The organism is Thermosinus carboxydivorans Nor1, assembly GCF_000169155.1.
Lineage (GTDB): Bacteria > Bacillota > Negativicutes > Sporomusales > Thermosinaceae > Thermosinus > Thermosinus carboxydivorans.
In genome coordinates this window covers 115235-141670 of sequence record NZ_AAWL01000004.1, presented here as the reverse complement: position 1 = coordinate 141670, position 26436 = coordinate 115235, and the positions used below count along the sequence as shown (strand labels likewise).

The following is a 26436-nucleotide window of genomic DNA, read 5'->3' as shown; positions in this document are numbered from 1 at the left end:
TGCCCCGCTTGGACGGGGTTTTTGTCATCTTGTAATCATTAGCAAAAACTATTTAATTTGTCAAGGGGTTAAAGAGGATATTTGTTGTTCACATTGAATATTAATATATTAACAGGTATATTGCCCTAAGGGTAAAGGAGGATTTTGGCAATTAATGTAGAATAAAATCATTCTTGGGCAATTGCCTTTATTTAGCTATTAATCACGCATATTACAGGTATGTTATGAAAGATGCTAGGTTTGACGATTTCGTAGACCGCGTACGTTCTGAGTGCGATATTGTCAGCGTAATCTCCGACTATGTTCCTCTGAAGAAAAAAGGAAGAAATTATTGGGGTTGTTGCCCTTTTCACCATGAAAAGACACCGTCTTTTTCCGTCACCCCGGAAAAAGGATTTTTCTATTGCTTTGGTTGTCAGACAGGCGGTAATGTTTTTAATTTCCTAATGAAAATTGAAAACATCAGCTTCTTTGAAGCCGTTAAAAAATTAGCTGCCAGACTAAATATTCCGTTGCCCGAAAGAGAAAAATCACCGGCGGAAATAGCTAGGGAACGGGAATTGGCTTCGCTTTATTTGGCTAATGAATATGCCAGCGAATTTTTCCATGCTTGCCTTACCAAGACTAACATGGGAAGAGTCGCGAGAGAATACCTTGCCAGTCGAGGTATCAGTGACGACATTATCCGTAATTTTAAATTGGGATTTGCACCGCCTGCCTGGGACAAATTAGTTCAGGCTCTTACCCGGCGTGGGCTTTCGGAAGAATTGTTGCTTAAAGCCGGGTTGGTTTTGACACGTCCTAGGGGTGACGGTATTTACGACCGGTTCCGCAACCGTGTTATGTTTCCCATTCGCGATGCACGCGGGCGGGTAGTTGGGTTTGGTGGACGGGTATTAGACGACAGCAGCCCCAAATACCTTAATTCACCGGATACCTTACTCTTTAATAAACGCCATTTGCTTTACGGGCTTGATGCGGCTATCCGCTCAATCAAAGAATCCGGGCAAGTTATTGTTGTGGAAGGGTATATGGATGTTATTACAGCTCACCGCTTCGGGTTTACGAATGTGGTAGCCTCATTGGGTACAGCCTTTACCCCTGAACAGGCCGGACTATTGGAGCGGTGCTCCGTTTCGCAAGTGCTGTTTGCCTATGACAGCGACGCCGCTGGACAAAGTGCCACTTTTCGCGCTTTGGCAACAGTTCGTGAACGGGGATTTAACGTTAAAGTTGTTTCCATCCCGGAAGGCAAGGACCCTGATGAATTTCTGCGCCGGCACGGGCCAGAAGCTTTTGCCCGGGTTGTAGCGCAAGCAATGCCGTTTGTTGATTATCAGTTGCAGCAAGCTCTTGAAAGTATCGACTATTCAACCCTCGAAGGAAAAGTTGCGGTTGTTTCTAAAATCTTACCGGTTTTGGCTTCGGTTGGAAACGCTGTTGAAGTGAATGGTCATATTGCGCGCCTTGCGCAAAAGTTAAATATTGATGAAAGTGCTATAAGGACTGAATATGCTAAGTATATTCACCAGTATAAAAAGGATAAAATTGTAAATAAGGGAAACAATATAAATAGCCATCATAATTTTGTCAAGTTTGCTAAAGGGCCGGAAGCGGCCACTGTTGCCGCGGAGCGGCAGTTAATTCGTCTTATGTGCGACGATGGGGCAGTAATTCCTTATGTGCAGGTACAGCTCGCTGTCGAGGATTTCTCTGATAGCGCGCGCCAGGAGATTGTGCGTCGCATTTTCATGGTTAATGATGCTGGTGAAAAATTGGAGCCTGCTGCTTTAGCAATGGGACTCAGCGAAACAGCAAATGCCGAGTTGTCGCATATTATGTTAATAGATGAACAATGTGCCGATGTCACAAAAGTAGTCGATGACTGCTTAAAGACAATCCGGCTTGCGCGCCTTAAAGCCTTATATGAGCAACACCGGTTAAAAGCCGATGAATTAGAACGCATGGGGGATAGTCGCTTTCAGGAGGAATTGGCTGAAAGTAAGCGAATCAATGATGAGATTAAAAAACTGCTGCAGTGTTAGCTGCTATTTATTACAATTAGACCCAAACAGCCGACGGGAGGGGGGAGTAAAATGACAGACAAAAAGAACACTAACGAGCATGTAAACGAACTTCTGCATAAGGGCAAAAAACGCGGTGGTGTGCTGACATATTCGGAGATAATGGATACTCTCCAGGGTGAGGATTTAACTCCCGACGAAATAGACGATATGTATGAGGTTTTTAATAGTAAAGGCATCGAAATTGTCGATGAAATTCCCGATGTCGAAACCCTGGAAGACCCAGACATTACCGAAATCGAAGCAGCGCCCGAGGAAGTGGATATTGATCTTAGTATTCCGGAAGGCATCAGCATCGACGACCCGGTGCGCATGTACCTTAAGGAGATTGGCCGGGTTCCGCTTCTAACGGCTGAAGAAGAGATACAATTAGCCAAACGTATGGAGCAGGGTGATGAGGAAGCTAAACGCCGTCTTGCCGAAGCCAACCTCCGCCTGGTCGTAAGTATCGCGAAACGCTATGTCGGCCGTGGGATGCTGTTCCTGGATCTGATCCAGGAGGGCAATCTAGGATTAATCAAGGCCGTAGAAAAGTTTGATTATAATAAGGGGTATAAGTTTAGTACTTATGCGACTTGGTGGATACGCCAGGCGATTACGCGCGCCATTGCCGACCAGGCGCGTACTATTCGTATCCCTGTCCACATGGTTGAGACAATTAATAAATTAATTCGCGTTTCCCGCCAGCTTCTTCAGGAAAAAGGACGGGAGCCGACTCCCGAAGAGATTGCCCGTGAGATGGATATCAGCGTTGAGCGGGTGCGCGAGATCATGAAAATCGCGCAGGAGCCCGTATCCCTGGAGACTCCCATCGGTGAAGAAGAAGATTCGCATCTGGGAGATTTTATCGAGGACCAGGACGCGCCCGCTCCCGCCGAAGCGGCGTCGTTTATGCTGCTAAAGGAACAGTTGGAAGAGGTGCTTGAGACCCTCACACCCCGCGAAGAAAAAGTGCTGCGGCTCCGTTTCGGTTTGGACGATGGCCGTGCCCGTACTTTAGAAGAAGTGGGCCAATACTTTGGTGTAACGCGTGAACGTATTCGTCAAATCGAGGCCAAAGCGCTGCGCAAATTGCGCCATCCCAGCCGCAGCAAGAAACTCAAAGACTTCCTGGAATAATAGCGGCGGCAAAGGGCGGGCAAGATTAAAAAATAGTCTTGACGTAACGCGGAGCTTACTCTATAATATGATTTGTCGGTTATTCCTCGATAGCTCAATGGTAGAGCACTCGGCTGTTAACCGAGTGGTTGCAGGTTCGAGTCCTGCTCGAGGAGCCATTTGTTTGTTAAAAAAGCAGGCTTTCATTGAAAGACCTGTTTTCAATATCTTCGGGCCTATAGCTCAGCGGTAGAGCAGCCGGCTCATAACCGGCTGGTCCCTGGTTCGATCCCAGGTGGGCCCACCAATAATTTTATGTGGCCCGTTGGTCAAGTGGTTAAGACACCGCCCTTTCACGGCGGTAACAGGGGTTCGAATCCCCTACGGGTCACCATAATTGTTATGTACCGGGTTCTTCGAAGGACTGCGGAGAATATATATTTATTTGGTAAAAATAAAAAGCAAAGCGTAGGCTTTGCTTTTTATTTTTGCATATGGCGAGGAGATTTTTTAACACTATGCATAACTATATCTTTGCTGCTTGCGGAAAGGATAATTTAACCAGCCGACGAAATAATAACGGGGAGGATTTAGCTTGAGACTGGGTGCACGGTTGGCGGCCATCGCCAAATTGGTTCCGTCGGGAACTAGACTGGCCGATATTGGCACAGACCATGCGATGCTGCCTGTCTGCCTTGTTCGGGAGGGCGTGATTTCTTACGCCGTAGCGGGAGAAGTACATAAAGGACCTTTTGAAACCGCCCAGGCGGCTGTCACGCGGTTAGGTCTGGAGAACTTTATAACGGTGCGGTTTGGCAATGGCCTGGAAGTCCTTCGTCCTTATGAGGTTGAAACGGTTGTAATTGCCGGCATGGGCGGAGCGACAATTATTGAAATTTTGTCACAGCGGCCAGAGGTGACACAAACGCTAAAACTTTTGTTGCTGCAGCCGATGGTTGGCGCGGCGGCAGTACGGCGTTGGCTCAAAGAAAACGGTTGGCGCTTGAGTGCTGAAGACCTGGTGGAAGAGGAAGGGCGGCTTTATGAAATAATCGCTGCTGTGCAAGGCTCATCGCCTGAGTATGAAGATATATTGTATGATATAGGACCGCTACTGTGGGAAAGCCGCCACCGCTTGCTAAAACAACACATCGCTCACCTCATCGAACAAATCACGGCTGCGCTTATGGCGATGGCGGAAAGTCCACAAGCAAAGAGTTCCGTAAAATACCGGGATCTTACCCGGAAACTCGCGCAACTGGAGGCCAAGCGAAAATGGCTGTCAAGTGTCACGTTATCATAGAAGCCTTAGAAAATTTGGCTCCCCGGCATTTAGCTGCCGATTGGGATAATGTAGGGCTGCTCTTAGGCAGTGTCACGCAGGACATTGCCAAGATTTTCGTTACCTTGGACGTCACGCCCGCCGTGGCCCAATATGCAGCCGCCAATGGCATTGATTTGATTGTGTCTCACCATCCGATAATATTCAAGGGAATTAAGCATATCCGCACTGACTCGCCAACCGGGAGAGTGCTGCAAACACTCATTAAGCATGATGTTGCCGTCTATGCCGCCCACACCAATCTGGATACCGCAACAGGCGGGGTCAATGACGTTTTGGCCAAGCAGCTCAATCTTAATGATATTGCGCCGCTCCAGACGCAATATACGGAAAAGCTTGTCAAAATCGTCACATTTGTACCGGAGGGGCATGTGGAACGTGTTCGCAATGCCATGGCTGCGGCTGGGGCCGGCCATATTGGCAATTACAGTCATTGTTCTTTTCAAACGGCGGGGACGGGAACATTTTTACCTTTAGCCGGAACCACACCTTTTATTGGTGAGCAGGGTAAATTGGAATATGTACCAGAGTACCGTTTGGAGACTATTGCGCCGGAAAAAATTGTCCGGCGGGTTGTTGCCGCTATGCTTAAAGCCCACCCTTATGAAGAGGTAGCTTATGATCTTTTCCCACTTTTGAATAGCGGCTCTGCCTACGGTCTTGGCCGTGTGGGTACATTGGTCCAATCCTTGTCACTAGCGGACTTCGCTATAGTGGTTAAAGCCGCATTGGGACTGGAGCGGCTGAAAATCGCCGGTGACCCGGCGGCTAAAATCCGCAAAGTTGCCGTGTGCGGCGGAAGCGGCATTAGTGTAACGAGCGCGGCCATTGCCGCGGGCGCTGACGTTCTTATTACCGGCGACGTTAAATACCATGAAGCTCAGGAGGCTGTTGCAGCTGGGCTGGCTATCATTGATGCCGGTCATTTTGCCACCGAGCAGCCCGTTGTCGCCGCCATAGCAAGCTATCTTGAAGAATGCGCCGCTGCCAATAACTGGCATGTGGCCATTTATGCCGACACTATTAATACGGATGTATTTACTGTGTTGTAAAACAGGGTGCTTTTTTGCTCCCTGTTTTTTTATAGCTCGTTTAGGCAATTCCACAAGGAGGGATAACAGTGAGAGACCAATTAGAGCTTCTCTGGCAGCTCCAAGTGGTGGAAGAGCAGTGCCGTGCCATTGCCTGCAGAAGGGAAAGTATCAAAGCCGACAAGGTGCGCCAGCTTTGGCAGGAAATTCAACTGCTTTCGCAAAATTTGAGCGCCGATAAAGAGAAGCTAGAGTGCCAGCGCCGCGTTTGTGCCGCCCTGGAAAGCGACCTGACAAAGTTAATCCGTCAGCTGTGCTTACTTGAAGAACGGCTATACAAGAATAGCAGCGGGAGTGTCCGCGAATTGGAACAGTTGAGAATCAAGCAAGAAAGTCTGCAGCGGGAAATCCACGATCGGGAAGAGGAAATTTTCCAGTTATTGGAGAACTGTGAGCAACTGGCAGAAAGAATAGCTAACCAGGAAACGGACTTGCAGAATAAAAAACAGCGTCATAGTATAGGACAACGGCAAATTGCTCAGACAGTAGCCAAGCTTGACGGCGAGGAAAGGGGGCTTCGCGAACAGCAGAAGAGTCTGCGCTGCCGTATCGACGCCGGTTTATTGGCAACTTATCAAACACTTAATGCGAAATTGGCAATGCCGGTCGCTAAGGTTAGCCAGGGCGTGTGTAGCGGCTGCCGCCGGAGTATTCCAACTTGTCAAACATGCACCCGTCCGGGCGAAATCCAGTTTTGCGATAACTGCGGCCGGATTCTTTTCTTAGAGTAATATGGTCTTCCACAAATTGGATGTTGACGAAGCCGCAAAGTTATGGTATTGTATAATTCCTGACAACGACATATGGCTATGAGTACGAAAGATGGTCGCGAATGCCGGAGGGCATTCGAGGAAAGTCCGAGCTCCGCAGGGCAGGGTGCTGGATAACGTCCAGCGAGGGCGACCTCAGGGAAAGTGCCACAGAAATGTAGACCGCCGGGCGCTTTCGCGTTCGGTAAGGATGGAACGGTGCGGTAAGAGCGCACCAGCAGCCAGGCGACTGGCTGGCTAGGTAAACCCCACCCGGAGCAAGACCGAATAGGGAAGGAATGAGGCGGCCCGCTGACCTTCCGGGTTGTGTCGCTTGAGCCGTCAGGCAACTGGCGGCCTAGATAGATGACCATCACCGCGTGAGCGGAACAGAACTCGGCTTATTGACTACTCATAGCTGATAAAAAAAAGGCAACAAGTCGTTGCCTTTTTGCATTTTTCGCGGTAATGCGGCCGTTCGGCATGCGTCCGCAGGGTGGCGGGTATGCTACTGAAAGGAAGATGCGTGGCCTGTGCAGAATTTACATATATCACAATTAGTTAAGGAAGTGATTTAATGCAAAAAGCGGAAGAATTTGCGGTTGCTTATGTTGTGTACGAAGATGATGAATGGTTTATTGTTGGTAGACTGGCGGACATTCAGCGGCTAAGTGATGCCGGGTATGTCGAAAGAGCTTGGGATATCAGGCTTGATAATGGTCATCGTCCTTACGCGGTGGTTAAAAAGCGGGTTAACTTTGACATTACTGAACCGCCTACTGATGCGCCGAAAAATATTTTAACCGAGACAATAGCTGCTAAAACAGGCCTAAAATTCAGCGACAACCTGCATTTTTTGGAACACACCTATCTTTTTCGTCCCACTCCGGCCTTTTGGGGTGAGCTGCTAATTGATTTTGCCGGCGAGGACGGACGGCTTCACGGTGTTAACCTTACGGATTATTATGCTATTTACCGCGGCTATATTTTGCACAATATCAACGGAGCCAAGTTTGTGCGGCTCGAATCCGATACATTGGTTTAAATTAACGCCAAAACAGGATTTGCGGCGGTTTTTTCGGAATTGGGGCAACCGGACCTGCCGGATAACCCACGATGAGAGGGGCTACGGCCTGATATTCGGCGGGCACGCCGAGTTCGGTTTTAACTTCAGGAAGGTTGAGCAGTGGCCGGGCAAACCCGATCCAGCAGGTGCCGAGACCAAGGCCATGGGCGGCCAGCATGATATTTTGCGCCGCCAAGCAGCAATCTTCTTCCGGATGGGGGCCGTTAGGAACGGCGTAAACGATGAGCAGCGTGCCGGCATTATAAAAAATATTGAAATCGGGATTTGCCAGCGCCGCACGGTATTTGGTCAGCGAGGGATGCTGGTCCATTTGACTTAGTAAGAAAGCCTTCGCCCGGTCAGAATAATGGTTCAGCAGTTCACGGTCTTGGATTACGGCAAACGCCCATGGCTGAGAATTCATGGCGCTTGGCGCTTGGACGGCCGCTTCAAGGAGTTGGTGCAGCAAATCTTTGCTGACCTCCTGCGGGGAGTAGTTGCGGACAGAGCGGCGCGATTGAATAGCATTGAACAGTTCCAAAAGTATCACTCCTGTATAATGTTTTAGACTATGGTAAGTTTACCCTAAGGCCCAACAAAATAAGCCCTCGGTTGAGGACTTATTTGACAAAGCCAGTGATTAATCCTCCTCGCTTTCTTCGGGGAGCGGTTCGTTTGTCAGGCGGTAGAGGGCTGCGGTAAACTCGGCGATATGTTCCTTTTCTTCGTTCATGATGTGGCAAAAGAGAGCTTTGACTTCATCGTGCTGGGCCTGAACCATATAAGTCTGGTATTTATTGGTTGCTTCTAGTTCGCCGGCGAGCGACTTGGTCAGATAGTGAATTGTAGGCAGGTCTTTTTCTGCTGGCGGCGTAACGGCAACATCTTCCGGCTCCGGTACCCACATAGGGGGTGCTTTCCATTTAGCTGGCGGTCGAACCCTTGCCAGGGTGAGCGTCCCAAGGTTTTCCTCCTTCAACATGGTGGCCTGCACTGGGTCAAGGGAAGAAATAAGGCGCATCAATTCCATATAGTGATGCATTTCGTCCTCGGCGGCATCAAGAAAAAGGTCGGCCATAGGGGTCCGCAGCGCCGCTTCCAGGTACAGGTCTATAGCTTCGCGCTCGTCCTTCGCCGCATCCCGCAAACGTAGCAGATCGGGGTCATCCGGGCACATGGTATCTCTTGGCGGCTGGGCCTGTTTATAGGACGGGGTATAGTCGATGGGTTTCATTTTGGCCGGTTTTGCTCTTTTTTTGGACGTCATACCTACACCTCCACAGGTAAGTCACTATATCATATGTGTTGGCAGTCGGAATGGTGATGGGCTTGACATAGCGGCCGTGTTCTGGTAATATTTTCTGTGTCCTAGAGGGGAGTAGCTTGCAGAGGCAGAGTCAACATACTGGCAGTAGTTTGCCTGGTTCTGCCATTGGTGTATCCAATAAGCGAGACCTTTAGTATGACGCTATTTTTGGTCATACTAAAAATGTCTCGCTTTTTTATTTTATAAATACAAGGGGAGGAGTTTTAGTGACAGCATTTTTAGCATCTTTGGGGTTCGTAGTTCTGGCGGAAATGGGGGACAAAACCCAGCTTTTGGGGATGGCGTTTGCGACGCGATACAGATGGCAAACTGTTATGTGGGGTGTATTGGTCGCTACGGTTTTAAATCACTTATTCGCCGTGGTAGTAGGTAATTACATAACACGCGTTATCCCCCTCCATTATGTCCAGATTGCTGCTGCTGCATCGTTTATTATCTTCGGCTTGTGGACCATCCGCGGTGACGAACTGGGGGATGAAGCGAAGGCTAGCCGGTTTAGCCCCTTTTGGACGGTTACAATTGCCTTTTTCATTGCGGAAATGGGTGATAAGACACAGTTAGCTACAGTGGCCTTAGCCGCTCAATTTAAGGAAATTGTTCCCGTGTGGCTAGGTACGACGGCAGGTATGATGATTGCCAATGCGATTGGTATCATCGTCGGCATCGTTATGGGGCGGAAAATCCCCGAGCGAGCGGTAAAATGGTTTGCGGCGCTGATTTTTATTTTCTTTGGCTTATTTGGGTTGTACCAGGCGTTGCCGCGTCACCTCGTATCACCATCGGTCATTATAACCGCCGTCGTGATCGTTTGTGTCCTTGTTTATGTAGTGGCGAGGTGGGAAAACAACGGCAAAATGCCGCGCCAGCAAGAATAAAATGCACGGGGCATTTAATTTTTTTTGTCGAGTTATTAAAAAGTTAAATATAGCAAATGGCAAAATAAATTGACATGCTAAAAAAAGGCTATTAAAATGAGAATCACCACCCCCACCGTAGGGGGGACGGGAAAGGAGTTGGGAACAGTGAGTGTAATAAATATAACCAGCCGAGAGGAATTTGAGGAAAAGGTACTTAAAGCTGACAAACCAGTACTTGTTGATTTCTGGGCGCCTTGGTGCGGTCCTTGTAAGATGGTAGGGCCTGAAGTGGAAGCTGTCGCCGAAACTTTTGCCGGGCGGGCTTATGTGGTCAAAGTAAATGTTGATGACCAACCCGGTCTGGCCAATGACTATCAGGTTATGGGGGTACCGACACTGTTGGTTATTAAAAATGGCCAAGAGATGAACCGGATAGTTGGGTACCGGCCACGGCAGGAGCTTAGCGCTGCTCTGGAAAATGCACTGTAAAAAGCGACTCCCGGTTAACCGGGAGTTTTTTATTGATCGTAATTCACAAACTATTCACAAATGACTTTTGGCTTGGCTGTTTGTTCTTGCTATGGTCGTATAAAGCAATGGTTAAGGATGGTCTTATCTGTAAAAATATAGTTGTCTTAAAATTGAGTTTTTGTAATAATGTATTTAGGAAAGGGGGATGGCAATGTTTAATTTTAGCATGTCGGAGCTTGTTGTCATCTTAGCGACAGGAATGAAGGAGCGACAATGATATATTTAAAGTGAAAAATCACACAAAAAAACAAGGTATCGGCTTTGGCAAGCAAGTCTGAGATTCAATCAAAAAATTGCCGGATAATAAATCCAACCTAACTGGAATTTTACTATCCGGTAGATTTCAAAACTAATTATACGAGGAGGTAGAAAATGTGAATTTTAGTTCTCTATTATTTAATGAGTCATCTGTATTAGCTTTGTTTGGCGCGATAGTTATTTTGGTTGGTGAACTGATTGCGCTGAAGCAGATGAAAAATCTCATTCGCTTAATAACTATTTCCAGTATTGCAGAAATTGGATATGTTCTACTGGGACTTGGCCTTGGTACTTATGAAGGTATCTCGGGAGCTCTGTTGCATTTGGAATATCAAATAGTAATGCGAGCATTGGTCTTTGTTGCCGCGGCAGCACTTATTGCCCGAGGACAATCTGACAGTATTGAAAAGCTCAAAGGTATAGGTAAGGCCATGCCGGTTACAGCAACCTTGTTCGGTTTTGGTTTGTTCTCGGTAATGGGCTTATCACCATTTAAGGGTTCGATTAGTAAATTTTTAATTATTTATGCAGCCATTGCCAGCGGTCATTGGTTTTATGCTGCTCTGGCCACGTTAGGCAGTATCATTGAGGCAATGTATTTCCTTCTGGTCTTTCAAAAACTGTGTTTCGAAAAACCTGCTCAAGACGGGGTCTGGGCAGAAAAAGTCAGAGAAGTTTCTCCTGTTTTGCTGGTAGTTATACTGGCCCTTAGTGGGCTCACCGCTTTTATGGGCTTGTTACCGGAGCCTTTCATTCATAATGTTGAGCATATAACTGCTGTCTTATCAGGGAAATCTGCGCAACTACCTGCCTTTGAATCACCTTGGTCCATTCTGGTTCTCGTTCCCTATGTGGGCGGATTTATTGTTTATTTGGGCGGGCGTTTTTCGGTGGCCTTGCGTAATATTCTGGCGGTCGCCATTACCGGTACAGCGGTATACTTGACTTGGCAAAGTGGCGATTTTGACAGTCTGTCTAGATTTTTTGCTCTGATTATGGCTTTTATCGCTTTCCTGGTCACTGTTTACTCTGTGGGTTATTTAAAGAATAAGCCGTATACAAATCGTTACTTTTTCTTCTTGCTCTTAATGTTAGGCACTTTGCTGGGGTTGACAACTAGCAAGCACCTGGGGAATTTTTACGTCTACTGGGAATTAATGACCTGGACTTCTTACTTTTTGGTCATTCAGGAACAAACTGAAAAGGCGCTGCAAGCCGGTTTCAAATATTTTATCATGTGTACTTCCGGCGCTTATATTATGCATTTTGCAATTTTAACATTGCATGTAAAGATTGGAACCTTCGATATGGCGGCAATTTCTTCCAACTTAAAACTGTTATCCCCAAGCCTTATGCTAGCAGTTTTGGGAATGTTTATAATCGGTTTTGGTGTTAAAACAGGTTTAGTGCCGCTGCATAGTTGGTTGCCTGATGCTCACCCTGTAGCACCTTCATCCATTTCGGCACCTATGTCAGGGATTTTGACCAAAACCGGTGTTTACGGACTTGTACGTATTCTCTTTGTTGTTTTTGGTGCAGGTTTGCTGACTGAGTTGGGCACTACTGGTCAGTTTTCTACCATTGGATTTATCATTTCCGTGCTTGGGGCATTGACCCTTTTGTACGGTGAAATTATGGCCCTCCGGCAGACCGACATAAAAAAAATGTTGGCTTATTCAACTATGGCCCAGGTGGGCGAGATAGCGGTCACTTTGGGAATAGGCACTTATTTGAGCCTTGTTGGTGCTCTTTATCATGTTTTGAATCATGCTATTATGAAAAATCTCTTGTTTCTGGGTGTGGGTGCTTTAATTTATCGCTTGAAGAGTCAGGAAATTGCTAAATTCAAAGGTATCGGCCGGGTAATGCCTGTAACGTCATTGTGTTTTAGTATTGGCATATTGGCCATAATGGGCTTGCCGCCTTTCAACGGATTTATCAGCAAGTTTTTGATGCTTTACGCCAGTGTACAATCCGGTCATCTGGCAGTGGCGGGTTTAATTCTTCTAGGCAGTATTATTGGCGCTTTTTATTATCTGAAACTGGTTAGGGTTATTTTCTTTGAAAAGTATGAGGGCCCTGCTCTTAAGGAAGCTCCTATTACCATGTTGATTCCAGTTGGGATTCTAACGGGTCTGACTGTTTTTAATGGCTTGTATCCGCAAGCAGGTCTGGCTTTAGTTAAGCCGGTGGTCGATATGATTGCCGCCAATGGACATATGGCTATAACTGCTATTCCTAATGTTACTATCGCTTGGCCTCTGATGGCAGTAATCCCAATGGTAGGCGCTCTGGTTACTTACTTTTTGGGAAGAGTTTCGGCCAGGGTCAGCGGCTGGTTAGCAGTCGCGACAATGGTGGCAACATTGATAACATTGTTTGCTTATTCTTACGGTTTTGATATTTTTTCCCGAACCTTTGCATTACTCATCGCCTTTATTGGAGTTTTAAATATATTTTATTCCCTGGGTTATATGGATCACGGCCACGCTCAAAATCGCTTTTACGCTTTCTTCCTTTTAATGATCGGCGGCCTTCTGGGGGTGGCGATGAGCAAAGAGCTTTTCAGTTTCTTTGCTTTCTGGGAAATCATGAGCAGCTGGACTCTGTACTTTGTGATTATTCATGAGGAAACCAGGGAGGCATTACAGGAAGGTTTTAAATACTTCATTTTTAATTATGCTGGAGCCAGTTTGATGTTTTTAGGACTACTTGTATTAACAGCCAGCACTGGCACCTTTGCCATGAGTGAACTGGCAGAGCGGTTAAGTGCCGTGCCGACAGGTCTGGTGGCGTTTGGTTTAATCATGATGTTGATTGGCTTTGCCATGAAAGCGGCTATGTTACCTTTTCGCATCGACTATCAAATGCATCCACCAACAGCACCTACACCGGTCAGTGGCTATATTTCTTCCGTGCTTTTAAAAAGTGCACCATTTGGGATGATTAAATTATTTTATGTGTTTGGGGGCATTTCTCTTATAAGCAAGTTAGGCTTGTCAGGAGAGACGCCCAGCCTGATGTATATAGTTGCCTGGGTAAGCGGCTTAACAATCTTAATGGCTGCGGCACTGGCTCTGCTGCAAAGTGGTATGAAACGCCTGCTTATTTATCATACGGTAAGCCAAATGGGTTATATCATCTTAGGAGTCAGCTTGGGTTCTTCTTTAGGTATGGCTGGAGGATTATTGCATTTAGTTAACCATATGCTGTTTAAGAACCTGCTTTTCTTAGTTGCCGGTGCGATTATGGTGAAAACCGGTATTGAAAACCTGGACAGGTTAGGAGGAATTGGCAGGAAAATGCCGATAACTCTCGGGACCTTTGCGATTGGGGCATTTTCTATTGCCGGCATTCCGCCTTTTAATGGTTTTACCTCTAAATGGATAATCTATGAAGCTGCCATGGAGAAAGGATATGTGTTTTTAGCGTTATTCTCATTGTTAGCAAGTGTTTTGACCTTAGCTTCTTTTCTTAAATTTTTACATTCTGCCTTTTTCGGGCAATTACCGAAGGAGTTAGAGAATGTAACTGAAGCACCTTGGACAATGCAATTTCCTATGGTGATTTTGGCTGTTTTGTGTATAGTGTTTGGAATTTTCCCGGGGGTACCACTTACTACTATTGTTGCCATAGAGAGATGGTTGGGCCTTACACCGGTTTCAGTTTCGCTTTTCGGGATTGATTCTGGCCTGGGAACTTGGAATGCCGGAGTTATCGCTGCAGTATTGGCAATAGCCTTTATTGCAGGTGTTAGTGTCTACTTTATTAGCAATGGGAAAATCAGATATACAAAAATCTATACTTGTGGGGTAACTGATTTAACAGCCGAAGAGGTGCATGTTAATTCTCATAATCTTTATGAATCGCCAAAAGGCCTGGTTAAACAGTGCATTAAAGTTTTACACCGGATTACCGGTCTGGGTGAGGGGGTGTAATTGTGAACGATCTTGTACAACTAATCATTAATTTGTTGTTCTTTCCCGGAGGCTTGTTTGCAATAGTCGTTGGCTTGTTTCTTATGGGAATTGACCGTAAATTTGTTGCCCGCTTACAGAGGCGGGTTGGGCCCCCTCTTTACCAGCCCGTTATTGACCTGGTTAAACTAACCAGGAAGGAGATAGTTGTGCCGGAGACTGCGCATCTGCAGGCTTTCAGGTTAGCGCCATTGCTGGGGTTTGCAGGGATGATGGTAGCCGTGACTTTGATACCTATTGCTGGCGTATACCAAGGTTTTAAATTTTCGGGAGATTTGCTGGTTTTGCTTTATTTGCTGTCATTACCTGCCATTGCCTTGATGATCGGTGGTTCTGCTTCTAGTTCACCCTTTGGGGCTGTAGGCTTTTCCAGAGAAATGGTCATGATGATGTCCTATGAGCTGCCGTTACTGGTAGTACTGGTAACCGTTGCTTTAAAAGTTGGATTGGCAACGGGTGGAATTGCTACTTTTTCTTTAAGTGAAATTGTGAGGTACCAACTGGAAAACGGAGCATTGCTTTTTGATTACACCATGTTACCGGCTCTGTTGGCTTTTCTAGCCTTTATTCCAGGTAACATGGGGGTAGTTCCCTTTGATATTCCTGAGGCAGAAACGGAAATTGTCGAAGGTCCTATTTTGGAATATTCTGGAACCTCTTTGGCTTTATTTAAACTAACAAGCTCCTTAAAAATGGTTGTGGTACTGGGTTTAGCCATAGCGCTTTTTTTCCCGACACCTCTGGGTGAAAACATGTTGCTTAACCTATTGTGGTACATCTTAAAATATTTAATTTTAATGGTAATTTCTATTACAGTTGTTCGCGCCAGTACAGGAAGGGTTCGAATAGACCAGGCCTTTAAATTTTATCTAAAGTATCCTACAGCACTGGCGTTAATCAGCTTGGTTTTAACGTTGTTAAAAGGGTAAACAGGGAGGTGGCAGGATGAAAAAGCTATTGCCCAAAATCGCCAAAAAATCACCGTGGTTGTATCGCATAAATGCGGGCTCCTGTAACGGGTGTGATGTGGAGCTGGCTACTACGGCATGTATCCCTCGTTATGATGTTGAACGTTTAGGCTGTAAATATTGTGGAAGTCCAAAGCATGCTGATATCGTGTTGATTACCGGACCTCTTACTGTCCGGGTTAAGGAAAAGGTTTTGCGTCTTTACGAGGAAATTCCCGACCCTAAAGTGACGGTAGCCATAGGAGTATGCCCAATATCTGGAGGGGTGTTTAGAGACAGTTATGCTATTGCCGGGCCTATTGACAACTTTATTCCGGTAGATGTAAATGTGCCTGGCTGTCCGCCCAGACCACAGGCGATTATTGATGGGATAATTGAAGCCATCAAAATTTGGGAAACCAGGCTGTAAAGGAGAGTTACCCATGGCTTCTTTTTTAAAAATAGCTATTCGCAATTTGTTTAAGAGACCGTCTACTGACCCTTATCCCTTCGGTGAAACTTTTGTTCCCAAGGGACTGAGAGGGAAAGCCCAATATAATCCCAAGGCCTGTGTGGCCTGTAGAATGTGTGAGTACGTTTGTGCAGGGGGAGCAATTCAAATCAGGGAAGTCGCCGACAAAAGCGGCCTGGAGTTCATACTTTGGCATAATACATGTACTTTTTGCGGTCTATGCGAACATTACTGCCCTACTAAAGCAATTCGCTTGACTGAGGATTATCACACAACGCACAGGCAAGAGGACAAATACCGATATGTGGAAAAAGGTTTCATTAAATACGTAAATTGTGCCCGGTGTAATACACCTATGGTGCCGATAGCTCCTGAACTATTTAACGTAGCTTTTGAACAAGTTAACACGGAGATTGAAAAATTAAGGCATTTATGCCCCAAATGCCGCCAGGAACGGGCCCTTCAATAAAAGAGGAGGAAACAGGATGAAGCGGAACATTCAGGAGGAATTTACGGAAAAATTAACCGAGGCAATGGGTGATGGATTCTCCTTGCGGTGGGAGACAGATTCTAAAGGAGTTATTACTGGTTGGTGCAGGCTCCGTGACCACCACCATATTACAAATGTGGCTTGGATAGTGGCAAGCTTGGGCGGCCGGGTAATCACTATTACGGCTTATAAAACTAAAGATGTTCAACAGAGAGAAGTACATGAAATAGCATACCATTTTGATCTGGATGGTTGTACTTGTACAGTTACTATTGAAATTCCCCGTGATAGTGGCAAAGTTAATTCCATTACTCCGATTTTAAAGAGTGCTGATTGGACGGAACGCGAATTGCAAGAATTATATGGTATTAAAGTGGTCGGCCATCCCAATCCCAAGAGATTGTTCCTCGATGAAACTATTGATGAAGGAATAATGGATAAATTGATTCCTTTATCAGTTGCTATGAACGGAGCAACCACTAAAACTTTGTGGGAAAAGGTCCTTGCAGCTATTTCCCAGGAGGGGGATGTTAAATGAGCACATACACAATCCCCGTAGGCCCACTGCATGTGGCACTGGAAGAACCGATGTATTTCCGGGTACAGGTTGAAGGAGAGACTATCGTGGGCCTGGATGTAACGGCAGGTCATGTGCATCGCGGCATGGAGTATTTGGTAATGAAGCGCAATATATACCAAAATTTAACTTTAATTGAACGTGTTTGTTCTCTGTGTTCAAACAACCACCCATTTACCTACTGTATGGCCCTTGAGAAGATTGCCGGCATTAAAATCCCGGAAAGAGCTGAATATTTAAGGGTTATCGCTGATGAAATAAAACGAATAGCCTCCAACTTGTTTAATGCCGCTATGTTGGCGCATATCATTGGCTTTGATTCGTTATTTATGCATGTCATGGAGTTACGGGAGATAGTCCAGGATACTAAAGAGACTGTATATGGGAATCGGATGGACTTGGCCGCCAATTGTATTGGCGGGGTAAAATATGACCTTTCTGATGAAAAAATTAAATATATGATGAAACAGATGGACATGTTGAAGAAGCCATTGGAAGAAATTGTTGATATTTATATGAACAATAAATTTGTTCGCGCTCGGACTGAAGGAGCAGGGATTTTACCTAAAGAGGAAGCTATCAGGTATGGAGTGGTTGGTCCTGTAGCTAGAGGGTCCGGTATAGATTATGATGTGCGGGTCAAGAGTCCTTATGCTGCTTATGACAAGATTAAATTTAATGTTGCTGTAGAGAATGGTTGTGATGTTAGAGCAAGAGCCATGGTCAGGTTGAGGGAAATTCAGGAAGCTATCAATATCATTCAACAATGTCTAAAAGATTTGCCTGACGGTCCAACTTGTATAGATTATTTGCCGGAAATACCTGCCGGGGAGGCTATAGCCAAGTCAGAAGCGCCGCGGGGTGAATTGATTTATTATCTACGCACAAACGGTTCTGACAAACCGGAACGAATCAAGTGGCGAGTGCCTACGTATATGAACTGGGAAGCGCTCAATGTTATGATGCCGGGGAATAAGGTCTCTGATATTTCGCTTATTATTTGCAGTATTGATCCCTGTATCTCCTGTACCGAAAGATAATGAAAGGATGCGGCGCCATGCATGAAATGGCGATAGTGGATAGTCTTTTTCAGATTATCAATGTCAAAGTGAAAGAGCATCAAATTAGAAAAGTCTTAAAAGTGAAACTTAAGGTGGGCGAGATGACAGCGGTGGAAGATATGACTTTAACTGCCTGTTTTGAGGTTTATGCCCAAAATACTGTTGTCGAGGGCGCAGAGCTGGTTATTGAGCGGGTACCCTTGCAGGGAAAATGTCGGCAGTGTACCAAAGTGTTCCAGGTTCATAATTACAATTTTCAATGCCCGCAATGTGAGAGCAGATCTGTAGAGATCGTTGCCGGTAGGGAGTTGTACATTGAGAACCTGGAAGTAGAAAAATAACACTAACCGAAAGGAGGTGAACATCAATGGCGAGAGCTAAAGAGAATTTCTTTATTTACGCCGATCCCCAAAAGTGTCTGGGATGCAAAAATTGTGAGATAGCCTGTGCCGTGGCTCATGCAGATTGTGATTTGCAAACTGCCGTAACCCAGGGCTTGCAATTACAGCCAAGAAACTCGGTGGTTCAAGTTGATGACATGGTTATGCCGATTCAATGCAGACAATGCGAAGATGCGCCTTGTGCCCACGCCTGTCCTACAGGAGCAATCTACGAAGAGGATAGGTTTGTTAAAATTAATGAAAGTAATTGTATTGGCTGTAAAGTGTGCACTATGGTTTGCCCCTTTGGAGCTATTATTGTAGCTAAAGACATAACAGATGAAGGCACTCACAGAACCCAAAAAGGTAAAGCCAGAAAATGTGATCTTTGTTTTAGCAGGACGCAGGACAGCCATGAATTTGCCTGTGCCTGTGTAGAGGCCTGTCCTACCAAAGCAATAATGCTGGTAGATTACGAGAGTTATCGTAAGAAACTTATTGAAGATAGAGGGAAGGAACTGGTAAGGGCTCATGCTCATTCAAAGAACCACGGCCTGATGCGGAAATAAGCAGGGGGGGAGATTATGAGTAAGATGAAAAACACCATAGATCCTGCTGTCAATTATTTGCTACCTTTAGCAAAAAAGGCGGGAATTGAAACTGTTTGGGATCGTTTTGCAGCTATGAAGCCCCAATGTGGTTTCGGAGAGTTGGGCGTCTGCTGCCGCATTTGCTGGAAGGGACCTTGTCGTATTGATCCTTTTGGCAATGGTCCACAGAGAGGTATTTGTGGAGCTGATGCCAACACCATAGTGGCGCGTAACTTGGTCAGAATGATGGCTGCAGGTGCTGCTGCCCATTCCGATCACGGTCGCCACATTGCTTTAACCTTATTAGAAGTTGGCGAAGGACATGCACCTGCGTACCGGATTAAAGACGAGCAAAAGTTAAGAAATATAGCGGAAAAATTAAACCTGGCACCGGCAGGCAAAGATATAAGACAAGTAGCAAAAGAAGTGGCTCTGGCTTCTCTGGATGATTACTCGCGGCAAAAGCGCAGCATACCCTGTAACTGGGCCAAAGTGACCCTGACTGCTGAACGGGTCGATAAATTGGTAGATCTGGGGGTTATGCCCCATAATATTGATGCTGTTATCGCCGAGATTATGGCCCGAACTCATGTGGGTTGTGATGCTGATGCAGTCAACGTTTTGCTCGGCGGATTAAAGGGAGCACTGGCTGATTATACCGGTATGTGTTTGTCAACTGAGCTGTCTGATGTCCTATTTGGTACCCCTGAACCGGTAGTTACAAAAGCCAACCTTGGCGTGCTGAAGGAAGATGCTGTTAACATTGCGATTCACGGTCATAACCCGTTACTTAGTGAAATTATTTGTGATGTCGCTTTGAAGATGAATGAAGAAGCTAAGAAAGCCGGGGCCAAAGAAGGTATTAACATAGTGGGTATTTGTTGTACGGGTAATGAGGTGATGATGCGACGGGGAATTCCGCTGGCTACTAACTATCTATCCCAGGAAATGGCCATAATAACAGGCGCTGTAGATGCTATGGTCGTAGATGTGCAGTGCATTATGCCTGCTCTTACCAGCGTAGCTGAATGCTTCCATACTGAAATAATTACCACAATGCCTGAAAATAAAATCACTGGCGCCACTCACGTAGAGTTTCGTGAAGATTCGGCCGTAGACAGTGCTAAGAAAATTGTTGAAGTGGCAATAGAGGCCTTTAAAAAACGGGATAAGCGAAAAGTCAACATTCCTGACTACAAGCAAACAGCCATTGCAGGTTTCAGTGCTGAGGCAATCGTGGCGGCCTTAAGCAAGCTAGATGCTAAAGACCCGTTAAAGCCATTGATAGATAATATCGTTAACGGTAACATTCAGGGTATTGCTTTGTTTGCAGGATGTAACAATACTAAGGCAACCCAGGACGATAACTTTATAACCATTGCGAAAGAGCTGGCTAAAAATAACGTCCTGATGCTAGCTACTGGTTGTGGAGCCGGTACCTTTGCTAAAACCGGTCTAATGACTCAGGAGGCAACCGAGGCTTATGCCGGTGAATCCTTGAAAGCCGTACTCACTGCCATTGGCAAGGCAGCCGGATTAAATGGACCTTTGCCTTTAGTATTGCATATGGGATCTTGTGTTGATAATTCCAGGGCAGTTAATGTAGCCGTAGCCATTGCTAACAAGCTGGGGGTAGATTTAGATAAACTACCTCTTGTCGCTTCTGCTCCTGAGTTAATGTCGGAGAAGGCAGTGGCCATAGGGACTTGGGCAGTAACTTTAGGAATACCAACCCATATTGGAATTGTACCGCAAATTATGGGTTCCTCTGTAGTGGCTGAATTTTTAACTGAAAAAGCAAAAGATTTGCTGGGCGGTTACTTTATCGTAGAAACCAATCCGGAACAGGCTGCTGCTAAACTGGTTGCAGTTATTAAGGAAAGACGTAAGGGTTTGGGGATTTAAATTTTGGCTGATGGGGCAGGATTAGAGCTCTGTGGAGCTCTAATCCTGTTCTGAAAAAGTCAAAAGAGTATGAGTTCTAATTTTCAACAAAGAGAAATTAAAAGAGAAATTGGAGGAAAAATAAAAAAGTCCAAGGCGAATGCCTTGAACAATAAACACTCTCGGGTTCCCGAGAGTGTACTTCTGAATATAGAGAGGAAGATCAATTATGAAAATAGCTGTTACGGGTAAAGGCGGAGTGGGAAAAACTACAATTTCCGGGGTTTTAGCCAGGCTTTTTGCCGCTGAAGGCTATCGGGTTTTAGCTGTAGATGCTGACCCGGACGCAAACCTTGCTTCAGCTCTGGGCATACCTGAGTCGCTATACAAAACAATAACCCCCTTTTCTAAAATGAAAAAGTTAGCGGAAGAACGTACCGGAGCAAATGGGGACTATGGTTCCTTTTTCATTTTAAACCCCAAAGTAGATGACTTGCCTGAGAAATATTGTGTGGAACACCAGGGGGTTAAATTACTGGTTATGGGCACTGTTGAACAGGGTGGCAGCGGCTGTGTTTGTCCGGAGCATGCGTTAATTAAGAGATTAATGAAGCATCTCTTGCTCGAAAGAGACGATGTGGTAATTATGGATATGGAAGCCGGAATTGAGCATCTTGGTCGAGGTACTGCTGAGTCGGTCGATGCTTTGTTAGTCGTAGTAGAACCAGGTCAAAGAAGTATTCAAACCGCTAAGCAGATCAGGAAATTGGTTGAAGATCTTGGAATCAAAAGGGTCTTTGCTATAGGTAGTAAAATATCTGATGAGGCGGATATTCGATTTATTAGGGACAGTTTGACTGATTTTGAGCTGCTGGGTTTTGTTTCTTTAAGTGAAGATGTCAAACAGGCTGATTTGGAAGGGGTTTCTCCTTATGATATCGGCGGCACGATAGTCGAGGAAATTAGATCAATCAAGGACCAGTTGCTGGTAAGATTGAACAGTTGAAGTCGGCCGTAGTGCCAGGTAAAAGAATATCCATTATGTCGAAACTTGCTGGGATATTTGATAATTAATTACTGTAATCGTGCCGAATAAACTTCCCTGTGAGAAAAGAGAAAATGTCAGTTACTCGTCCCGGTCACAATGGTGATGTTTTCTTTTTTTGTTTACCCAAAATCTTACAGTAATTTTACACTAACTTAGCGGAGTGATACCGAAACCACCGGGCAACAATATTAATGGAGGTGGTCACATGTTTCGCAAATTGAAGCGCCGCAAGTCCATGATGCAAAAAATGATGGACATGGATATGGATGTGGACGTCATGTCAGTGGTAAAAATAATGGCGGCCGGCGCATTGCTCTACGGTACTGCAAAGTATATGTGGAATGAATTAATGGATTAGCTGCCCCTCCTGGCTGGGAACAGCCACCCGCGAGGCTTATGTGCCTCGCCTTTTTTATCTTTGATTAAGCGAGTGTAGCAGGTCTTTGTTAATAGGAAAGAGAAAGGAAGCGAAAAGAATATTTCGCGTAGCGTATAAGAAGGAGAGGGTATTTATGCCACAAACAGGACAAACCCGCACCGTACTGGTCACCGGGGGCGGCCAAGGGATTGGCGCCGCCGTGGCCGAGGCCTTTGCCGCCAAGGGCGACCGGGTCATAATCTGGGAGAAAGACGGGGAGGCTGCTGCCGAACGGGTTGAGTTAATTCGCAACCGGGGTGGAGAATGTCAGGTTATGGTGGTGGACATATCCCGGGAAGACGAGGTTAAGGTTGGCGTTCAGCGTCTGATTGAGCAAGGGATAACTATTCAGGTTATTGTCAACAATGCGGGCGTTTCCCGCCCAACGCCGCTGGCTGCGCCAATGAGCGACTGGGACGCGGTGGTTAATACCAACCTGCGCGGCCAATATCTGGTGGTAAAATATGCCGCGCCGCTGATGAGCAGCGGCGCGGCGATCATCAACATTGCTTCCACGCGAGCCCTAATGTCCGAACCTGATTGGCATGCCTACGCCGCCGCCAAGGGCGGGCTGCTGGCCCTTACGCATTCTCTCGCCGTCACGCTGGGCCCGCAGGGGATACGGGTTAACGCTATCAGCCCGGGCTGGATTGATGTATCGCCTTGGCAAAAGCGGACTAACCGCCAGCCGGCCCAGCTACGGGACATCGATCATGCCCAACACCCGGCCGGACGGGTCGGCCGGCCGGAAGATATCGCCGCCGCCTGTCTGTTTCTGGCTTCGCCCGAAGCCGGGTTTATTACCGGCGCCAACCTGGTAGTGGATGGTGGCATGACCGTGAAAATGATTTATGCTGAATAGGCAGGAAGTCGGACGAAAGAGAATTAAGCCTTCAGGTGTTTAGGTTGTTTAGTGGAGGCTGGTTTTTAATCGGTTTTGTGACTTAGATCACATGAAACAACATGGTAATTTGCTACCATTAAATTGTAATTAAATTGTAAATCGAATAAAGATCAGGCGGCAAGATTGCTTCAAAGAAACAGTAAAGGCCAGGGGCTGATGGGTATGAATATCTGGCAATGGTTTTGCCAACTTGGAACGCATAACTTCAATAACGGCTGGTTACCTTTTGAAGCCAGGCAAACTGGTTACCGCGCTGGTTCGCCTGATGATAAGACAGGAGTGACAAGCGTTTGTACGCGTTTATGCGGCTATCCCGGCTGCCGGTGCGGCAGTACCATCAGAGGACTACACTGTATTTGGTCCCATTACCGTTTGGAAAGATGAAATAATGTCAACCGGAAGAGAGGTTAAAGTTGTGGCAAGTTTTGCTGGCGCCGTAATCGCCAAGATGGTCCTGTATTTTGACGGTGATGTGAAAAGAATTAATCACGCATTAAAGGTTTACGGACTGGCCAAAAGTATTGGAGAAGCGGAAGGCTTGTCAAAGGAAGAACAGGATGTTTTAGAGATAGCAGCTATCTTACATGACATCGGCATAAAAGAAAGCGAACGGAAGTACAATTCCTCCGCCGGAACGTATCAAGAAATCGAAGGCCCCCCGATAGCCCGCAAATTGTTGCAAGAATTTGCTTTTTCTGTGCAGCAGATAGACCGAATTTGTTATCTAATTGGCCATCACCATACCTATTCCCAAATTGACGGAGTTGATTTTCAAATTCTGGTCGAAGCCGACTTTTTGGTAAATATTTTTGAGGATGGTATCGACAGTAGTGCAATTGAAAAAATAAAAGAAAAATATTTTAAAACGGCAACGGGACGGGCTTATCTGGAAAGCATGTTTAAAAATAAGAGTGACGCTACCAATTAATTCAGGCCTAAAATGGTGGCTGTTAAGCGGGTAATTGACGTCATTAAAGTGCGGGTTGGCTCAAATACTTATTGCCCTGAGACCGTAACTTGGTTTCAGGGCGAAAATTTGGGTACTGTCGGACAAACGTCATTAAGTTATATTAATTAGCAAGATTAATTTGAGGTGCAACCGATGTCTGTTAAGGATACTAAAGAAGCAGAACATATTTGTGCCAGTTTGGTACCTATTTTTGCAACTCTGAATGATGATGAATTAGAGAAAGTTAATCGTTTAATTCAGAAAAGGGACTACCTAAAGGGATCTACCTTTATATTAGCTACATGCCCCAACGGTCTGGCTTGTATTTAGACTTGACAGTTGAAGAAAATATCAATTAATGATCAGCCCGCGGATGGAGCAGGGTTTTGAACTTAAGCAGGTGGCACGGCCGTATATGGTCAAGCTGAAGCGATGACGCTATCAGGCAAGTGTTGCGTGATGCCCAAAAAGACGAACGCCGTTCAGGAAAGTTGCTGCGGCTATAAGCATCGGGCCCTGTCCTTTTTTACATGTTTAGCAAAGCCAAAGTAAAACAAAAATCATCATCACAAAGACAAAGACGCTAATTTTTACAAAACAGATTTTGCTAAGAAGATATTGACGTAGGTAGATACGATCTTTATAATTTTAAATAAAATTAATGTTTGTATACAGAGTACATAAAGTAACGAGTGTACCTAGGGATCCGCGGCTTCAGAGCCGGTCTGAACCAAGCGGTACAGGCGCACAAGGGAGTGCGTTACACCGTGGGAGTAAAAGCCCCAGCGGAAGGTCGTTTACAGCCGACTTTCTGCTGGGTTTTTCTATTTTTTACAAATTAAAATGGTCAAGGGGCTTGAACAAAAGCGAAGGAAGGGGGAAGAGAGGGATTGTAAGTAGGATGGTAGGATGGCAAAAATAACAAAAAGCTAGACGAAAACAAGCGAAAAGGAGGAATAAGAAAATGGAAACGGTCCATTCTGTGTCAGGTGCGAGTCTTGAAGCAGTGAAACCTACCCGGCAACGGCTGGTGCTAGTGGCGATTCTCCTGTTCACTTTATTGGTTGCCTATCTGGATAGGGTGAATGTTTCCGTGTTATTGGCTGATAACGCGTTTTTAACCGATATGGGCATCAAAGGGCAACCAGTGCAAATGGGACTACTTATGACTTTATTTTTGATTGCTTACGGCGTAGCCAATGTCGTCTTAAGCCCTCTTGGCGATTACATTGGCCCACGCAAGGCTATGTCCATATCCATCTTTCTTTGGACGATATCGGTCCTTATCGGTGGTTTTGCCACCACTTTTTACGGACCCCATGCTAGTAGCCCGCGTTATTTTGGGCATCGGCGAGGGTATGCATTGGCCGATGCAGAGCACCTTTGTCAAGAACTGGTTCCCACCGCATGAGCGCGGCAAAGCCAATGCCGTGTGGCTCATTGGGCTGATGGTTGGGCCGGCCATCGCTATGCCTTTCTTTACTTGGATCGTGTCCACCTGGGGCTGGCGACCGAGCTTTTTCGTTCTCGCCGCCATGGGGCTGGTACCACTATTCCTTTTGTGGTTTTATGTTACCGACCATCCGCGCCAGCATAAGCGGGTTAATCAAGCCGAACTGGAATACATCGAAAGGGCTCTGAAAGCCGAGGCTGAGGAAGAAGCATGCCTGAAGACCGAGACTCTTGCGGAGCGGCTTAAGTCGTTTGCTTTAAACTACCGTTTCTGGCTCTTGACCATCAACTATTTCTGTATTGCGTCGGTATGGTGGGGCATGATGGCGTGGCTGCCGTCTTATTTGAAAGCGGCGCGCGGCTTTTCCTGGGCGCAAATGGGCGCCTTTTCTTCGCTACCTTATATTTTAGGCGCTGTCAGTATCCTCTTCTTCGGCCATCTGGCTGATAAACTGGGCCGGCGGGCGCCTTTCGTGGCTGTTGCGCACCTCGGTTCCGCCCTGGGGATTTATTTCGGCGCCATGGCGCCGGATAATATGACGGCGGCCTTGATGATTTCGGCCGGCATCGCGTCCATTGCTATCGGCTTGCCATCGTCTTGGGCGATCTTGCAGCGTATTGTCCCTGGCAAGGCGGTCGGCGCAGGCGCTGGCATGATGAACGGCGTGGCCAACGGCGGATCGGCTTTTTCGCCAGTGCTGATTGGCTTCTTTATCGCCTGGACGGGCAGCTATGTGGGCGGTTTGATGTTTTTGGTGGGCCTAGCCGTCGTCGGGTGCTTGTGTATGACGGTACTGACGCTGCAGAAATATTAGTCGCGGCTGCCAATTGTATTTTTAGTCCGGTAAGCAGGAATGAGGCAGGACACTGCCGAAAAAGGAATT

At 46.2% G+C, this 26436-nt stretch carries 25 protein-coding genes, 3 tRNA genes and 1 other RNA gene; 27 read left to right on the top strand and 2 right to left on the bottom strand.

All coding sequences use genetic code 11. The annotated features are described in order from the left end of the window. Positions 1–173: 173 nt before the first annotated feature. The 10 genes from dnaG to TCARDRAFT_RS04700 all read left to right on the top strand — a co-directional run bounded on the left by dnaG (position 174) and on the right by TCARDRAFT_RS04700 (position 7409). Positions 174–2045: a DNA primase gene (gene dnaG, locus TCARDRAFT_RS04740; RefSeq protein ID WP_232199092.1), complete on the top strand. Its 1872-nt coding sequence runs from the start codon at positions 174–176 to the stop codon at positions 2043–2045. 51 nt (positions 2046–2096) lie between these two features. Continuing rightward, positions 2097–3203 carry an RNA polymerase sigma factor RpoD gene (rpoD, locus tag TCARDRAFT_RS04735; protein WP_007288873.1) on the top strand — a complete coding sequence of 369 codons (1107 nt, stop codon included), beginning with the start codon at positions 2097–2099 and terminating at the stop codon, positions 3201–3203. Positions 3204–3286: 83 nt separating this feature from the next. Continuing rightward, positions 3287–3361 (top strand) — tRNA-Asn (locus tag TCARDRAFT_RS04730). Positions 3362–3414: 53 nt separating this feature from the next. Further along, a tRNA-Ile gene (locus tag TCARDRAFT_RS04725) sits at positions 3415–3489 on the top strand. 12 nt (positions 3490–3501) lie between these two features. Continuing rightward, a tRNA-Glu gene (locus TCARDRAFT_RS04720) sits at positions 3502–3576 on the top strand. 201 nt (positions 3577–3777) lie between these two features. Beyond that, entirely contained in the window at positions 3778–4485 is a 708-nt protein-coding gene (locus TCARDRAFT_RS04715; protein ID WP_007288872.1) for a tRNA (adenine(22)-N(1))-methyltransferase, read from the top strand. After that, positions 4458–5576, top strand: coding sequence for a Nif3-like dinuclear metal center hexameric protein (locus TCARDRAFT_RS04710; RefSeq protein WP_007288871.1), 1119 nt, complete (start codon positions 4458–4460; stop codon positions 5574–5576). Before TCARDRAFT_RS04715 ends, TCARDRAFT_RS04710 begins: the two co-directional genes overlap by 28 nt. Positions 5577–5644: 68 nt before the next feature. Then, on the top strand, positions 5645–6346 hold the full coding sequence (locus tag TCARDRAFT_RS04705) for a zinc ribbon domain-containing protein (RefSeq protein ID WP_007288870.1): 702 nt from the start codon (positions 5645–5647) through the stop codon (positions 6344–6346). Positions 6347–6425: 79 nt separating this feature from the next. After that, positions 6426–6783: RNase P RNA component class A (rnpB, locus tag TCARDRAFT_RS14535), an RNA gene on the top strand. A 158-nt stretch (positions 6784–6941) separates the two neighbouring features. Further along, a complete protein-coding gene (locus TCARDRAFT_RS04700; protein ID WP_007288869.1) occupies positions 6942–7409 on the top strand; it encodes a hypothetical protein in 468 nt (155 codons plus the stop codon). A gap of 1 nt (position 7410) precedes the next feature. Here TCARDRAFT_RS04700 and TCARDRAFT_RS04695 read toward each other — a convergent pair whose 3' ends face one another. Continuing rightward, the gene (locus TCARDRAFT_RS04695) at positions 7411–7980 is read right to left on the bottom strand and encodes a nitroreductase family protein (protein WP_040683055.1); all 570 of its coding nucleotides are present in this window, start codon (positions 7978–7980) and stop codon (positions 7411–7413) included. 90 nt (positions 7981–8070) lie between these two features. Beyond that, entirely contained in the window at positions 8071–8697 is a 627-nt protein-coding gene (locus tag TCARDRAFT_RS14520) for a ferritin-like domain-containing protein (protein WP_007288867.1), read from the bottom strand. A 266-nt stretch (positions 8698–8963) separates the two neighbouring features. On the opposite strand from TCARDRAFT_RS14520, the gene TCARDRAFT_RS04685 reads away from it, so the two are divergent. The 17 genes from TCARDRAFT_RS04685 to TCARDRAFT_RS04615 all read left to right on the top strand — a co-directional run bounded on the left by TCARDRAFT_RS04685 (position 8964) and on the right by TCARDRAFT_RS04615 (position 26367). Then, a complete protein-coding gene (locus tag TCARDRAFT_RS04685; protein WP_007288866.1) occupies positions 8964–9632 on the top strand; it encodes a TMEM165/GDT1 family protein in 669 nt (222 codons plus the stop codon). A 147-nt stretch (positions 9633–9779) separates the two neighbouring features. Next, positions 9780–10103 carry a thioredoxin gene (gene trxA / locus TCARDRAFT_RS04680; protein ID WP_007288865.1) on the top strand — a complete coding sequence of 108 codons (324 nt, stop codon included), beginning with the start codon at positions 9780–9782 and terminating at the stop codon, positions 10101–10103. A gap of 416 nt (positions 10104–10519) precedes the next feature. Then, positions 10520–14341: a proton-conducting transporter transmembrane domain-containing protein gene (locus TCARDRAFT_RS04675; protein WP_007288864.1), complete on the top strand. Its 3822-nt coding sequence runs from the start codon at positions 10520–10522 to the stop codon at positions 14339–14341. A 2-nt stretch (positions 14342–14343) separates the two neighbouring features. After that, positions 14344–15309: a respiratory chain complex I subunit 1 family protein gene (locus tag TCARDRAFT_RS04670; protein WP_007288863.1), complete on the top strand. Its 966-nt coding sequence runs from the start codon at positions 14344–14346 to the stop codon at positions 15307–15309. 16 nt (positions 15310–15325) lie between these two features. After that, positions 15326–15757, top strand: a complete 432-nt coding sequence (locus TCARDRAFT_RS04665; protein ID WP_007288862.1) for an NADH-quinone oxidoreductase subunit B family protein — start codon at positions 15326–15328, stop codon at positions 15755–15757. A gap of 13 nt (positions 15758–15770) precedes the next feature. After that, complete coding sequence (locus tag TCARDRAFT_RS16360; RefSeq protein ID WP_007288861.1) at positions 15771–16268, top strand: 4Fe-4S dicluster domain-containing protein; 498 nt, start codon at positions 15771–15773, stop codon at positions 16266–16268. Between the two features lie 16 nt (positions 16269–16284). Then, positions 16285–16827, top strand: coding sequence for an NADH-quinone oxidoreductase subunit C (locus TCARDRAFT_RS04655; RefSeq protein WP_007288860.1), 543 nt, complete (start codon positions 16285–16287; stop codon positions 16825–16827). Then, a complete protein-coding gene (locus tag TCARDRAFT_RS04650) occupies positions 16824–17906 on the top strand; it encodes a hydrogenase large subunit (RefSeq protein ID WP_007288859.1) in 1083 nt (360 codons plus the stop codon). Before TCARDRAFT_RS04655 ends, TCARDRAFT_RS04650 begins: the two co-directional genes overlap by 4 nt. Positions 17907–17923: 17 nt before the next feature. Continuing rightward, positions 17924–18268: a hydrogenase maturation nickel metallochaperone HypA gene (gene hypA, locus TCARDRAFT_RS04645; RefSeq protein ID WP_007288858.1), complete on the top strand. Its 345-nt coding sequence runs from the start codon at positions 17924–17926 to the stop codon at positions 18266–18268. Positions 18269–18294: 26 nt separating this feature from the next. Then, the gene (locus TCARDRAFT_RS04640; protein ID WP_007288857.1) at positions 18295–18876 is read left to right on the top strand and encodes a 4Fe-4S dicluster domain-containing protein; all 582 of its coding nucleotides are present in this window, start codon (positions 18295–18297) and stop codon (positions 18874–18876) included. Positions 18877–18891: 15 nt separating this feature from the next. After that, positions 18892–20802, top strand: a complete 1911-nt coding sequence (cooS, locus tag TCARDRAFT_RS04635) for an anaerobic carbon-monoxide dehydrogenase catalytic subunit (RefSeq protein ID WP_007288856.1) — start codon at positions 18892–18894, stop codon at positions 20800–20802. Between the two features lie 208 nt (positions 20803–21010). Further along, entirely contained in the window at positions 21011–21787 is a 777-nt protein-coding gene (locus TCARDRAFT_RS04630; RefSeq protein WP_007288855.1) for an ATP-binding protein, read from the top strand. A gap of 247 nt (positions 21788–22034) precedes the next feature. Continuing rightward, a complete protein-coding gene (locus TCARDRAFT_RS15455) occupies positions 22035–22187 on the top strand; it encodes a hypothetical protein (RefSeq protein WP_156784637.1) in 153 nt (50 codons plus the stop codon). Between the two features lie 154 nt (positions 22188–22341). Further along, the gene (locus TCARDRAFT_RS04625) at positions 22342–23109 is read left to right on the top strand and encodes an SDR family NAD(P)-dependent oxidoreductase (protein ID WP_007288854.1); all 768 of its coding nucleotides are present in this window, start codon (positions 22342–22344) and stop codon (positions 23107–23109) included. 457 nt (positions 23110–23566) lie between these two features. Next, positions 23567–24079, top strand: a complete 513-nt coding sequence (locus TCARDRAFT_RS04620; protein WP_007288853.1) for an HD domain-containing protein — start codon at positions 23567–23569, stop codon at positions 24077–24079. Between the two features lie 985 nt (positions 24080–25064). After that, a complete protein-coding gene (locus TCARDRAFT_RS15960) occupies positions 25065–25511 on the top strand; it encodes an MFS transporter (RefSeq protein ID WP_007288921.1) in 447 nt (148 codons plus the stop codon). Next, the gene (locus TCARDRAFT_RS04615; RefSeq protein WP_408643041.1) at positions 25471–26367 is read left to right on the top strand and encodes an MFS transporter; all 897 of its coding nucleotides are present in this window, start codon (positions 25471–25473) and stop codon (positions 26365–26367) included. Before TCARDRAFT_RS15960 ends, TCARDRAFT_RS04615 begins: the two co-directional genes overlap by 41 nt. The last annotated feature ends 69 nt before the right edge of the window (positions 26368–26436 follow it).